The 13,714-nt window shown below is 71.4% G+C and carries 8 protein-coding genes; 4 read left to right on the top strand and 4 right to left on the bottom strand.

What is annotated here, in order from left to right:
• Genes AB0P35_RS24690 through AB0P35_RS24680 form a run of 3 tightly spaced genes read right to left on the bottom strand, consistent with a single transcriptional unit; the run spans window position 1 to window position 3,083 of the window.
• On the bottom strand, window positions 1–843 hold the full coding sequence (locus tag AB0P35_RS24690; protein WP_363514277.1) for a carbohydrate ABC transporter permease: 843 nt from the start codon (window positions 841–843) through the stop codon (window positions 1–3).
• A complete protein-coding gene (locus tag AB0P35_RS24685) occupies window positions 836–1,765 on the bottom strand; it encodes a sugar ABC transporter permease (RefSeq protein WP_363514274.1) in 930 nt (309 codons plus the stop codon). Before AB0P35_RS24685 ends, AB0P35_RS24690 begins: the two co-directional genes overlap by 8 nt.
• 1 nt (window position 1,766) lies before the next feature.
• Complete coding sequence (locus AB0P35_RS24680; protein ID WP_363514271.1) at window positions 1,767–3,083, bottom strand: sugar ABC transporter substrate-binding protein; 1,317 nt, start codon at window positions 3,081–3,083, stop codon at window positions 1,767–1,769.
• A gap of 166 nt (window positions 3,084–3,249) precedes the next feature.
• Here AB0P35_RS24680 and AB0P35_RS24675 point away from each other — a divergent pair, with 166 nt between their 5' ends.
• Complete coding sequence (locus tag AB0P35_RS24675; protein ID WP_363514268.1) at window positions 3,250–4,491, top strand: ROK family transcriptional regulator; 1,242 nt, start codon at window positions 3,250–3,252, stop codon at window positions 4,489–4,491.
• Window positions 4,492–4,921: 430 nt separating this feature from the next.
• Window positions 4,922–7,444: a discoidin domain-containing protein gene (locus tag AB0P35_RS24670; protein ID WP_363514431.1), complete on the top strand. Its 2,523-nt coding sequence runs from the start codon at window positions 4,922–4,924 to the stop codon at window positions 7,442–7,444.
• A gap of 82 nt (window positions 7,445–7,526) precedes the next feature.
• Here the strand turns inward: AB0P35_RS24670 and AB0P35_RS24665 are convergent, their stop codons facing one another.
• Window positions 7,527–9,755 carry an MMPL family transporter gene (locus AB0P35_RS24665; RefSeq protein WP_363514265.1) on the bottom strand — a complete coding sequence of 743 codons (2,229 nt, stop codon included), beginning with the start codon at window positions 9,753–9,755 and terminating at the stop codon, window positions 7,527–7,529.
• A gap of 264 nt (window positions 9,756–10,019) precedes the next feature.
• On the opposite strand from AB0P35_RS24665, the gene AB0P35_RS24660 reads away from it, so the two are divergent.
• Together AB0P35_RS24660 and AB0P35_RS24655 are read left to right on the top strand one after the other, a co-directional pair.
• Window positions 10,020–11,156, top strand: coding sequence for an alpha/beta hydrolase-fold protein (locus AB0P35_RS24660; RefSeq protein WP_363514262.1), 1,137 nt, complete (start codon window positions 10,020–10,022; stop codon window positions 11,154–11,156).
• 109 nt (window positions 11,157–11,265) lie between these two features.
• Window positions 11,266–13,545 carry a glycosyltransferase family 39 protein gene (locus AB0P35_RS24655; RefSeq protein ID WP_363514259.1) on the top strand — a complete coding sequence of 760 codons (2,280 nt, stop codon included), beginning with the start codon at window positions 11,266–11,268 and terminating at the stop codon, window positions 13,543–13,545.
• Window positions 13,546–13,714: the final 169 nt, after the last annotated feature.

Here is a 13,714-nt window from a genome sequence, read left to right as displayed (position 1 = left end):
TCACTTGACGGCGCCGGCGGTGAGTCCGGCGACGAGGTAGCGCTGCAGGAGGAGGAAGCCGGCGACGACCGGGACACTGACCACCAGGGAGGCGGCCATGACCTGGTTCCAGTACACGTCGTTGAGCGTCGCGTAGCCCTGGAGGCCGACGGCGAGGGTGCGGGTCTCGTCGTTGGTCATCACGGAGGCGAAGAGCACCTCGCCCCAGGCGGTCATGAAGGCGTAGACGGCGACGGCGACGATCCCGGGGATGGCGGCCGGGATGATGATCCGCACCAGCGCCCGGACCGGGCCGCAGCCGTCGACCAGGGCGGCCTCGTCCAGGTCCCGCGGGATGGAGTCGAAGTAGCCGACCAGCATCCAGATCGAGAAGGGCAGCGAGAAGGTCAGGTAGGTGAGGATGAGTCCGCCGCGGCTGCCGTAGAGGGCGACGCCGGTGGTGTTGCCGATGTTGACGAAGATGAGGAAGAGCGGCAGCAGGAAGAGGATGCCGGGGAACATCTGCGTCGACAGCACGGTGACGGTGAACAACCGGCGGCCGCGGAAGCGGTAGCGGCTGACGCCGTAGGCGGCGAGGATCGCGACGATCACCGAGAAGATCGTCGCGCCGCCGGCCACGATGATCGAGTTGATGAAGTACTTGCCGAGCGGAACGGTCTTCCAGATGTCGAAGTAGGGCCGGACGGTGAGCGTGCTCGGTATCCAGCGGAACGGCCCCTGGACGTCCTGGAGCGGCTTCAGCGAGGAGCTGACCATGACGCCGACCGGGACGAGGGTGAACACGGCGAGCAGCGCGAGCACGATCCGCCGGATCCACCGGAAGGACGCGGGCGGGTTAATCATCGGCGCCCCTCCGACGCGAGGTGATGAACAGGTAGACCGACGTCACCAGCAGCAGGAACAGCAGGAGCAGGACGGACATCGCCGAGCCCGCGCCGAAGTTCCAGGTGACGAAGGAGGACTGGTAGATGTGGATGGAGATGAGGTCCGAGGCCTCGGGCGCCGACTTGCCGAACAGCACGTAGGGCGTGTTGAAGTCGTTGAAGGTCCAGAGGAAGAGGACCAGGACGAGCACCAGGTTGACCGGGCGCAGCGAGGGCAGGGTGATCCGGCGGATCTGCTGCCAGATGCCGGCGCCGTCCATGGCGGCGGCCTCGTACAGCTCGCGGGGGATGTTCTGAAGGCCGGCCGTCAGGGTGAGGAAGGCGAACGGCCAGGAGCGCCAGACGGAGACGGTGACGAGCGCGGTGAAGCTGTTGTCGCCGATCAGCCAGAACGGCCGGTCCGAGGTGAGGTGGAGCTGGTCGTGCAGGACGTGGTTGATCAGCCCGGTGTCCCGCTGGAACATGAACGACCAGGTGATGACGGCCGCGTAGACGGGGAGGGCGTAGGGCAGCAGGAAGGCCGCGCGGAGCAGCCCCCTGCCGCGGAAGGCGTCCTGCATCATGATCGCCGCCGTGGTGCCCACCAGCCAGGAGAGGCCGACGGCGAGGATCGTGAAGGCGCAGGTCACCCAGAACGAGTTGAGCAGCGACTGGCCGACGGGGGCACTGAAGTCCACCGCCAGGTGGTAGTTCCCGAGGCCAGTCCACGGTGCGGACGACCAGTCCCGGATGAAGAACTGGGTGAGCTGTTTGAAGCTCATCACGATGCCGACCACCATGGGGACCAGGTGGATCAGCAGCTCCAGGAGCAGTGCCGGGAGCAGGAGCAGGTAGGGCAGGCCCGAAGTGGTCAGGCGCAGTCGGCGCAGTCGCTGTCGCACGTCAGTTGGCCGGCATCTGCTGCTGGGCCTTGGTGAGTTCGGCCTTGACGGAGTCGTCGGTGACCGGCTTGCCGGCGGCGGCCGCGGCGAGCAGGTTCTTCACGGCGGTGCCGACGAGGGTCTCGAACTGGCTCTCGTTGGCGACCTGCGGGAGCGGCTGGGCGCTGGTGCCGAGGACCTCGGAGAGGGCCTGGAGCTCGGGGGTGGCGAAGGCGGGGTCGGCCTGGGCGTCCTTGACCGGCGGGATGGAGCCGTAGGTCTTGTTGAGCTGGATCTGCTCGTCCTTGCCGGTCATGAACTTCACGAAGTCCAGTGCGCCGTTCAGGTTCTTGGTGTTCTTGAAGACGGCGAGGTTGATGCCGGCGACCATGGAGCTGGTGAGCTTGGTACCGGAGGCGCCCGCGGGGACGGGGACGGTGGCGACGCCGTAGTCGTCGGGGTTCATGCCGTGGGACTTGAGGTTGGCGCCGGCGGACTGCCACATCATCATGCCGACCTTGCCGGTGGCGAAGTCGGTGACGGTCTGGTTGTTGGCGTACTCGGCGTTGCCCGGAGCGGCGATCTTGTCCTTGGCGATCAGGTCGACGTACTGCTTGATCGCGGCGACGGCTTCGGGGGTGGCGAAGGCGGGCTTGCCGGAGGCGTCGAAGAAGTCGGCGCCGTGCTGCTTGCCGAGGGTGAAGGCGTGGTGGACGTTCTCGGAGACGTTGCCGCCCTCGACGGCGATGCCGAACTTGCCGTCCTTGGTGAGCTTCTGGCCGTCGGCGATCAGCTCGTCCCAGGTGGCCGGCGGGCGCTCGATGCCGGCGGCCTGGAACATCTTCTTGTTGTAGTAGAGGCCGTAGGCCATGGAGTACAGCGGGACGGCGGCCGGGTCCTTGCCGGCCGCGCCGGCGGAGGCGATGGTGGCGGGCAGGAAGCGGTCCTTGCCGCCGATCTTGCCGAAGGTGGCGTCGTCGAAGGGCAGCAGGGCGCCGGTGGCCTGGAGCGAGGCGGACCAGGTGTTGCCGATGTTGAGGACGTCGGGGCCCTGGCCGGAGGTGGTGGCGGCGAGGATGCGGTTGAGCAGGTCGGACCAGGGGATGACCTCGAGCTTGACCTTGATGCCGGTCTGCTGCTCGAACTTTCTGAGCTCGGGCTCCAGGACCTGCTTGTCGTTCTCCAGGCTGGTGCCCTGGTTGCTGGCCCAGTACGTCAGCGTCTTGGGGCTGCTGTTGTCGCCGGAGCCGGAGGTGCTGGAGCCGCCTCCGCAGGCGGTGACGGTGAGTGCAAGAGTCGCGACCACGGCGGTCGCGGCAGCCAGACGGTTGATACGCATGACCATGCCCCTCTCGGGCGGGTGGATGGCGTGGTGGGGGTGGAAGGGCCTCCTGTCCGGGGGCATCGACCCCGGGAAGGCTTTCTTCAGGCCGTGATTTAACGTGTGAGAAAAGCTGGCGTCAAGAGGATGTGCAGCGCTAGATTCGCTACAGGAGGGAGAACCGATGGCAGAGCGAGGCAAGCAGACGGTCCGCGACCTGCGGCGAGGCAGCAGATCGACCCTTTTGCAACGGTTGTATTTCGAAGGGCCGCTCAGCAGGCAGGAGTTGGGACAGATCAGCGGACTGAGCGCCGGCTCGGTCAGCAACGTGGTCGGCGAACTGCTGGCGGACGGGCTGGTCGAGGAGTGCGGCTCGGTCGAGTCGGACGGCGGCCGGCCCCGGATCCTGCTCCAGGTGCCGCCCGGCCGGGCCCACCTGGTCGGCGTGGACGTCGGGGAGACGCAGGTCAGGGTGGCCCTCTTCGACCTGGGGCTCACCGAGCTCGCCGCCAGCGACCACCCGCTCTCGGACTGCGGGCACGACTTCGACCACGTGGTCGAGCTGATCCTCACCGGCCTCGCCGAGGTGCTGCGCACCACCGGCACCGACCCAGCCACCGTGCTGGGCGTGGGCGTCGGCGTGCCCGGCATCGTCGAGCAGGGCGAGCCCGGGACGGACGGCCAGGGCATCGTGGTGCACAGCCAGACCGTGGACTGGGACGCAGTGCCGCTCGGCCGGATGCTGCGGGCCGGCACCGACCTGCCGCTCTACGTGGACAACGGCGCCAAGACGCTCGGCCAGGCCGAGATGTGGTTCGGCGCGGGCCGGGGCGCCCGGCACGCGGTGGTCGCACTGTTCGGCTCCGGCGTCGGCGCCTGCGTGATCGCCGAGGGCGCCCGCTTCCGCGGCGCCACCAGCAGCGCCGGCGAGTGGGGCCACACCAAGGTGCACGTGGGCGGGCGGCTCTGCCGCTGCGGCTCGCGCGGCTGCCTGGAGGCCTACGTCGGCGCGGAGGCCCTGGTCGAGCGGTGGGGCCGGGCACCCGAGGGGTCCAGCGAGAAGGCCGGGCTGGCCGCCCTGCTGGCCGCCGCCGAGGCCGGCGAGGAGGACGCCGTCGCCCTGCTCGCCGAGGCCGCCGAGTACTTCGGTGCGGCGATCGCCGACCTGATCAACCTGTTCAACCCGGAGCGGATCGTGATCGGCGGCTGGGCCGGGCTGATGCTCGGGCCGCGCCTGCTGCCCGCGATCCGGGACGCCGCCACCGCGTACGCGCTGCGCTTCCCCCGGGCGCAGACCTCGATCGACCTCGGCCTGCTCGGGCCGGACGCCGTCACCGTCGGCGCGGCCACCCTGCCGCTCTGGCACTTCCTGCAGTCCGGCGGCGAGCTGCCCGCCCGGATGGCCGCCGCGGCCGCCGCGGGCTGACCGGCCCGCGCGCCGGACCCACCCCGTGGCCGGGGTTGCCCACACAACCCTGCCGCACCCCTCGCGACCTGCGCGAACCCGCCGTCCACTGCGCCTGGCGGCGGGTCAAAGGCCGCTCCGCGCAGGCCGGTTGATCCGTATCGGAACTCCCGTCCGAGGACTTGACACCCGAGATCGCAGCCCCACAGACTCCCTCCGGGGAGCGCTCTCTCGGCTCAGCCGCAACGACCGGCACCGCCCTGCCCGCAGTTCTCCGGCGCCCCTGCGCCGCGCCGGCCCACCAGTCGCGGGCCGGTCCCCCTGCCGACGTCCGACGTCCGCGCCCCCACACCACCCCCACCCACCCCCACCGCAGGAGAAGCCCGTGAGGCTCACTTCAGCACGCCCCGGCGCCCGAGCCGGCCGCCGCGGCTCCGCCGCCCTGCTCGGCATGGCCCTGCTCTCGGGCGCCGTCCTGGCGTTCCCCGGCAGCGCCGCCCACGCCGCCGACACCCTGATCTCGCAGGGCCGGACGGTCACCGCCTCGTCCGTGGAGAACGGCGGCACCCCGGCCACCTACGCGGTCGACGGCAACACCGGGACCCGCTGGTCCTCGGCCGCCACCGACCAGCAGTGGATCCAGATCGACCTGGGCGCCTCGGCGACCATCAGCAAGGTCGTGCTCCAGTGGGAGGCCGCCTACGGCAAGGCCTACCAGATCCAGACCTCGAACGACGGCACCACCTGGACGACCGTCTACTCCACCACCACCGGCGCCGGCGGCAACGAGACGCTCACCGTCTCCGGCACCGGCCGCTACGTGCGGATGAACGGCGTCACCCGGGCCACCGGCTACGGCTACTCGCTCTGGGAGTTCCAGGTCTACGGCTCGTTCGGCGGCACCACTCCGGACACCTGCGCCACCGCCAACGCCGCCCAGGGCAAGGCGGTCACCGCGTCCAGCACCGAGAACGCCGGCACCCCCGCCTCGGCCGCCGTCGACGGCAACACCGGCACCCGCTGGTCCTCCGCCGCGAACGACCCGCAGTGGCTGCAGGTCGACCTCGGCTCGGTGCAGCAGATCTGCCAGGTCCAGCTGAACTGGGAGGCCGCGTACGGCAAGGCCTACCAGATCCAGACCTCGAACGACGGCACCACCTGGACGACCGTCCACTCCACCACCACCGGCGCCGGCGGCAACGAGACCCTGAACGTCAGCGGTTCCGGCCGGTACGTGCGGGTCTACGGCACCCAGCGCGGCACCGCCTGGGGCTACTCGCTCTGGGAGTTCGCGGTGCACACCGGCGGCGGCAGCACCGTCCCGCCGGTCCAGGGCGGCGGCGACCTCGGCCCGAACGTGCTGGTCTTCGACCCGTCCACGCCGAACATCCAGGCCAAGGTCGACCAGGTCTTCGCGCAGCAGGAGTCCAACCAGTTCGGCAGCGAGCGGTACGCGCTGCTGTTCAAGCCCGGCACGTACAGCAACATCAACGCCCAGATCGGCTTCTACACCTCGATCGCAGGCCTGGGCCTCAACCCGGACGACACCACCTTCAACGGCGACGTCACCGTCGACGCCGGCTGGTTCAACGGCAACGCCACCCAGAACTTCTGGCGCTCCGCGGAGAACCTGCACCTCAAGCCGGTCAGCGGCACCGACCGCTGGGCCGTCTCGCAGGCCGCGCCGTTCCGCCGGATGCACGTCGAGGGCGGCCTCAACCTCGCCCCCGACGGCTACGGCTGGGCCTCCGGCGGCTACATCGCCGACTCGAAGATCGACGGCCAGGTCGGCAACTACTCGCAGCAGCAGTGGTACACCCGCGACAGCTCGATCGGCGGCTTCACCAACGGCGTCTGGAACCAGACCTTCTCCGGCGTCCAGGGCGCCCCCGCCCAGGGCTTCCCGAACCCGCCGTACACCACGCTGGACACCACCCCGGTCTCGCAGGAGAAGCCGTTCCTCTACCTGGACGGCAACGACTACAAGGTCTTCGTCCCGGCGAGGCGCACCAACGCCCGCGGCACCTCCTGGGGCAACGGCACGCCGCAGGGCGCCTCGCTGCCGCTGAACCAGTTCTACGTGGTCAAGCCGGGCGCCACCGCGGCCACCATCAACCAGGCGCTCGCCCAGGGCCTCAACCTGCTCTTCACCCCGGGCGTGTACCACGTCGACCAGACCATCAACGTCACCCGCCCGGACACCGTGGTGCTCGGCCTCGGCCTCGCCACCGTCGTCCCGGACAACGGCGTGACCGCGATGAAGGTCGCCGACGTGGACGGCGTCAAGGTCTCCGGCCTGCTGCTGGACGCCGGCACCGTCAACTCCCCCGCCCTGCTGCAGGTCGGCGACGCCGGACCGGGCGCGTCCCACGCGGCCGACCCGGTCGTCATCCAGGACGTCTTCGTCCGGGTCGGCGGCGCGGGCGCCGGCAAGGCCACCAACGGCATGGTGATCAACAGCAACAACACGGTCGTCGACCACACCTGGATCTGGCGCGCCGACCACGGCGCCGGCGTCGGCTGGGAGACCAACCGCTCCGACTACGGCTTCGTCGTCGGCGGCAACGACGTCCTCGCCACCGGCCTGTTCGTCGAGCACTTCAACAAGTACGACGTCTGGTGGAAGGGCAACGGCGGCCGCACGATCTTCTTCCAGAACGAGAAGGCGTACGACGCGCCCAACCAGGCCGCCATCCAGAACGGGAACACCCGGGGCTTCGCGGCCTACAAGGTCGACGACTCGGTCAACACCCACGAGGGCTGGGGCCTGGGCAGCTACTGCTACTTCAACGTGGACCCGACCATCGTCATGGACCACGGCTTCGAGGTGCCGAACAAGTCGGGCGTCAAGCTGCACGACGTCCTGGTCAACTCGCTCGGCGGCAACGGCCAGTTCGCCCACGTGGTGAACGACACCGGCGCCCCGACCTCGGGCACCTCCACCACCCCGTCCAACGTCGTCTCCTACCCGTGACGGGCCGCACCCCCACCATCTGACGGTCCGTCACACGGCGGCCGCCGCACCGGGACACCGGTGCGGCGGCCGCGCCGCGGGTTCAGGCCTCGTCGCCCTCCGGGTTGATGTGCGGCAGGATCCTGTCCAGCCAGCGGGGCGTCCACCAGGCGTGCGGGCCGAGCAGCGTGAGCACCGCCGGCACCATCAGCAGCCGGACGACGGTCGCGTCGATCAGCACGCTGACCGCGAGGCCCAGGCCCAGCATCTTGACCACGATGTTGTCGCTCAGGATGAACGCCGCGAAGACGCTCACCATGATCAGCGCCGCACAGGTGATCACCCGGGCGGTGATCTCCAGCGCGTGCGCCACACTGCCCTTGGCGTCACCGGTGCGCGTCCAGTTCTCGTGCACCCGGGAGAGCAGGAAGACCTCGTAGTCCATGCTCAGGCCGAAGACGATGGCGAACATCATCATCGGCACGTAGCTCTCGATCGGCACCGTCCCCGACACCCCGAGCGCCGGACCGCCCCAGCCCCACTGGAAGACCGCCACCACCACGCCGTACGAGGCGGCGATCGACAGCAGGTTCAGCACCGCCGCCTTGACCGCCACCAGCAGGCCGCGGAAGACCGCCAGGATGATCAGGAAGGCCAGGCCGACCACCACCGCGATGATCGCCAGCAGCCGGCTGGCGACGATGTCGCGGAAGTCCACCTGGGCGGCGGTCGTGCCGGTCACGTAGGTGACCGCCGGGGTGTTCTCCACGGCCTGCGGCAGCACGGTGTCCTGCAGGCTGTTGACCAGCTCGGTGGTCTGCTCGTCCTGCGGCTGCTGGGCCGGGATCACCGTGGAGGTGAGCACGTCGTTGTCGCTGGACGGCTGGAACGGGCCGATGCTGGCGATGTTCGGGGTGCCGGCCAGCGCCTGCTGGACGGACGTGACCACCGCCTGCTGGTTCGCGGCCGGCACGGTCGTCTGGTCGATCACCACCGTCAGCGGGCCGTTGGAGCCCGGGCCGAAGGCGTCCGACATCAGGTCGAAGGCCCGCTTGTCGGTGAAGGAGGGCGGGTCGGCGCCGTCGTCGATGTGCCCGAGCTGGATGGAGAACAGCGGGATCGCCAGCACGCACACCACGACCACGCCGGAGATCAGGAACCGCCACGGGTGGCGCTCCACCCGCTGCGCGTACCGGTGCCAGGTGCCGGTCACCTCCTCGCCCGGCGCGGCGTTGGTCTCGGCGACGGGCGTGCGGACGTGCCAGCGGTCGATCGCCTTGCCGATGATGCCGAGCATCGCCGGCAGCAGGGTCAGCGCGCCGGCCACCGCCGTCACCACGGTGACGCCGGCGGCCAGGCCCAGCTTGGAGATGAAGCTGACCCCGGAGACCGAGAGGCCGGCCAGCGCGATGATCACCGTGCAGCCGGAGACCAGCACCGCCCGGCCGGCGGTGGACGTCGCGTGCCCGGCGGAGGCCGCCGGGTCCGCGCCGTCCATCAGGCCCTGCCGGTAGCGGGTCAGCAGGAACAGCGCGTAGTCGATGCCGACGCCCAGGCCGATCATGGTGGCCAGGGTCGGCGAGACGGTCGCGAAGGTCGTCGCCGCGGCCAGCAGGCCGAGGCAGCCGAGACCGACGATCACCGCGATCAGCGCGTTGATCAGCGGCAGGCCGGCCGCGATCACACTGCCGAAGCCGATCAGCAGCACCACGATCGCGACGGCGAAACCGATCGCCTCGCTGCTGCGGTCGTCCGCCTTCGGCCGGGCCGCCTCACCCAGCGGCCCGCCGTACTCCACCTGCACCCCGGCCTGGCGCAGCGGGGCGACCGCGTTGTCCACCTGGGTCAGGTAGTCGCTGCCGTAGGTGCTCGGGTTGGCGTCGGTCTTGAAGGTGATGAAGGCGGTCAGGCCGTCGGTGGAGAGCGGGCCGTTCGGGGTCTGGGTGGAGGGCTGGCCGGGCTGCGGCAGCGGGTTCTGCACCGACACCACGTTCGGCAGCTTCCCGAGGTTCCCGACCACCTGGTTGATCTGGTCCGAGAAGCCGGTGAGCGCCTGCGCGTCGTGCAGGACGATCTGCGAGCCGACGCCGCCCGCGGCCGGGTTGTGCGCCTTCAGCACGTCCAGGCCCTTCTGGGCCTGGCTGCTGGAGATGTTGAAGTCGTCCGAGAAGGTGCCGCCGACCGCCCGGTCCGCGACCTGGATGCCGGCCAGCGCGATCAGCCAGGCCACCAGCACCAGGATGCCGTGCCGGGCGCACCACGAGCCGAGCCGGTGCAGCACACCGGGGCGTCGAGCGGCCTCGGCGGTGGTGCTCGGCGGCGGTGACAGCATGCGCCCTCCCGGGGTCGGACAGGCCGGGGTGTCCGGCGGTGCCTGGGGCGATCGGTTGACGGCCGGTCACGAGCGTAGGCAGCGGAACGCCTGCCACCGGGCCGACACACCGCCCCCGTCCCCCGGACGCCGGTGTGCCCGCGCCGCGCCGGAAGGTCGGCCGACGGATCGTCACGGCCTGGGCCGGACGGGCCGTCCGTGCACATTCCTGACACAGCCTGGGGGTGGTCTGAACGGTTTCTGACAGTCCTCTACGATCAACGCGTGTTGAGCCTGACCGGACTGCCGCTGCGCGTCCTCGCCGTCCTTCTCGCCGTCGCCGCCTTCGGCGCCACCATGTGGCTCTGGCCGAAGCTCGCGGGCCGCGGCTGGAAGGCCTGGCTCGGCCGGCTCGGCGCCTTCTTCGGTGCCCAGCTCGCCGTGTTCGCGGCGATCGGGCTGATCGCCAACGCGTACTTCGGCTTCTACACGACCTGGGGCGACCTGCTCGGCACGGACGGCAAGCAGGGCACCGTCGTCGACCACGAGCCCGGCGGCCGGGCCGTCTCGGTGCTCGGGCAGCAGAAGGTGTACTCCGCACAGGGTTCGGCGCAGGACCGCTCCGGGGTGATCGAGAAGGTCCGCATCCGCGGCCGGGCCTCCGGTCTCACCGCGACCCCCGCCTACGTCTACCTGCCGCCGCAGTACTTCCAGCCCGCCTACGCGCACAGCCGCTTCCCGATGGCGCTGGTGCTCTCCGGCTACCCCGGCTCCGCGGAGAAGCTGATCTCGCTGCTGGAGTACCCGGACTCGACGCTGAAGGCGATCCAGGCCGGACAGCTGCCGCCGACCGTCCTGGTGATGATGCGGCCCACCCTGGCCGGCAACCGGGACACCGAGTGCATGGACGTCCCCGGCGGCCCCCAGGTGGAGACCTTCTTCACCGAGGACCTCCCGCACGCGCTGGGCGGCACCTACCGCATCCTGGACCGGCCCGACGCCCGGGCCGCCGTCGGCGACTCCACCGGCGGCTACTGCGCCCTCAAGTTCGCGCTGCGCAAGCCCGACTCGTACCGTTCGGCGATCTCGCTCTCCGGCTACTACACCGCCCCGACCGACCCGACCACCGGCGACCTGTTCGGCGGCCGGCCCCGGCTGAAGCAGGAGAACGACCTGCTGTGGCGGCTGCGGACACTGCCCGCCCCGCCGGTCTCGCTGCTGCTCGCGACCAGCTACGACGAGCACAACTACGGCGCCACCCAGAAGATGGTCGGCGCGTTCAAGGCGCCCACCCGGATGTCCACCATCACCCTCGACACCGGCGGCCACAACTTCCGCACCTGGACGCGGGAGATCCCGCCCGCACTGGAGTGGCTCGGCCACCGCCTGGCGCCGCCCGCCCCTGCCGCCGCGGCCGGCTGACGGCCCGGCGGTCTGCGCACGGGGCCGCCCGGCGGGCCGGAAGAAGATCACACCGGGCTCATAGGCCGCTCTCATCAAGCTCTCAGTCGGCGCGGCCAGCGTATCTCCCATGACCACGACCAGTTCCGTACCTCCGACCAGCGAACCGTGGCCCGAGGCCGCGAACTACCCGCCGCCGGCGCCCGCCGACCGGCGGGCCACGGTCGATGCACTCTTCCCGTCGGCCGAGCTGCCGCCGCGCGGCACCAAGGGGCCCGGCTCGTGGGCCGGCCGGCTGCGGACCCTGCCCGGCCGCACCTGGCGCGGCCGCCCGGACGACCCGGCCTGGGTCCGGCCCGCGTTCCTGGCGCTGCTCGCCGCGACCGCCGTCCTCTACTTCTGGAACCTCAGCGCCTCCGGCTGGGCGAACTCCTTCTACTCGGCCGCCGTCCAGGCGGGCTCGCAGAGCTGGAAGGCCTTCTTCTACGGCTCCTCGGACGCGGCGAACTTCATCACCGTCGACAAGCCGCCGATGTCGCTGTGGCCGATGGCGCTCTCGGTGCGGCTGTTCGGCCTGAGCTCGGCCGGCATCCTCGCCCCGCAGGTCCTGATGGCGGTGGCCACCGTGGCCACCGTCTACGCGACGGTGCGCCGCCGCTTCTCCCCGGTCGGCGGCCTGGTGGCCGGCGCCGCCCTGGCGCTCACCCCGGTCGCGGCGCTGATGTTCCGCTTCAACAACCCGGACGCGCTGCTGGTGCTGCTGTTGACCCTGGCCGCGTACGGCGTCGTCCGGGCGACCGAGACGGCGAGCACCCGCTGGCTGGTGTTCGCCGGCGTGATGTTCGGCTTCGGCTTCCTCACCAAGACCCTGCAGGCCTTCCTGGTGCTGCCGGCCTTCGCCCTGATCTACCTGGTGACCGCCCCCACCGGCCTCGGCCGCCGGTTCCGCCAGCTGCTGTGGGCGGGCCTCGCCGTGGTCGTCGCCGCCGGCTGGTGGGTGGCGATCGTGGAACTCGTCCCGGCCTCCGCCCGCCCCTACATCGGCGGCTCCCAGGACAACGACTTCCTCTCGGTCACCTTCGGCTACAACGGCTTCGGCCGGATCACCGGCAACGAGACCGGCAGCGTCGGCGGTGGCGGCGGCGGCGCGGGCGGCGGCATGTGGGGCGAGACCGGCATCACCCGGCTCTTCGACGGCGACATCGGCGGGCAGATCGCCTGGCTGATGCCGGCCGCGCTGATCCTGCTGGTGTTCGGCCTCTGGGCGACCCGCCGCTACCCGCGCACCGACAGCGCCCGGATCGCCTTCCTGGTCTGGGGCGGCTGGCTGCTCAGCACCGCGCTGACGTTCAGCTTCATGTCCGGCATCTTCCACCAGTACTACACGGTGGCCCTCGTCCCCGCGGTCGCCGCCCTGGTCGGCATGGGCGCGGACGGCCTGTGGCGGGCCCGGCACCGGCTGCCGTACGCGGCCCTGCTCGGCGGCGTGGTCGCCGTGACCGCGGTCTGGGCGTACGTGCTGCTCGGCCGCAGCGCGGACTTCGTGCCGTGGCTGCGGTGGGCGGTCCTGGTCGGCGGCCTCGCGGCGGCCCTCGCGCTGCCGCTGGCCGGCAGGCTGACCGGGCGGACCGGGGCACGGCTGGCCGCGGTCGCCGGGCTGGCGGCGCTGGCCGCGACGCTCGGCGGCCCGACCGCCTACGCACTGCAGACCGTCTCCACCGGGCACAGCGGCTCGATCGTCACGGCCGGCCCGCGGGTGCAGGGCGGCGGCTTCGGCGGCCCCGGCGGCGGCCGCGGCCGGATGGCGGGCGGCGGCCCCGGCGGCACGGGCTTCCCCCCGGGCGTCCAGGGCGGCCAGAACGGCCAGGGCCAGGGCCAGACGCAGGGCCAGGGTCAGGGCGGGTTCCCGGGCATGAACGGGCAGGGCGGCTTCCCCGGCACGAACGGCCAGGGCATGCCCGGCACCAACGGCACCACCGGCACGGGCGGCGACGGCCGGACGGGGCGCACGGGCGGCCCCGGCGGCGGGATGGGCGGTCTGCTCAACGGCGCCCAGGTCAGCAGCGAGCTGTCCGCCCTGCTCAAGCAGGACGCCGACAAGTACACCTGGGTCGCGGCCGCCGTCGGCTCGCAGAACCAGGCCAGCTACCAGCTCGCCACCGGCGAGCCGGTGATGGCGCTCGGCGGCTTCAACGGCACCGACCCCTCGCTGACCCTGGCGCAGTTCCAGCAGTACGTGAAGGAGGGCAAGGTGCACTGGTTCATCGGCGGCGGCGGCTTCGGCGGCGGTGGCGGCGGCGGGATGGGCGGCTCCTCCGAGTCCTCGCAGATCTCGACCTGGGTCTCCGAGAACTTCACCGCCAAGACGGTCGGCAACGCCACCGTCTACGACCTGACGGCGACCGAGTAGGGAAGGCTCGCCAATAGGGCGCCCCCCGGGGGCGCGGGGAACTGCGCGAGGCGGGAGGCACGGACCGATGCCTTCCGTCCCGCGCAGTTCCCCGCGCCCCGTACTTCGGGTTTGCCCGAGCTGTCAGGTGCGCCGCTCTCGGATTGCGCAGTTCTCCCCCGGCCTCCGG

Origin of the sequence: Kitasatospora sp. NPDC085879 (assembly GCF_040686255.1) — a bacterium.
Classification (GTDB): Bacteria; Actinomycetota; Actinomycetes; order Streptomycetales; family Streptomycetaceae; genus Kitasatospora.
Note: the sequence above shows the minus strand (reverse complement) of the source record. Positions and strands in the feature narration are given on the sequence as shown.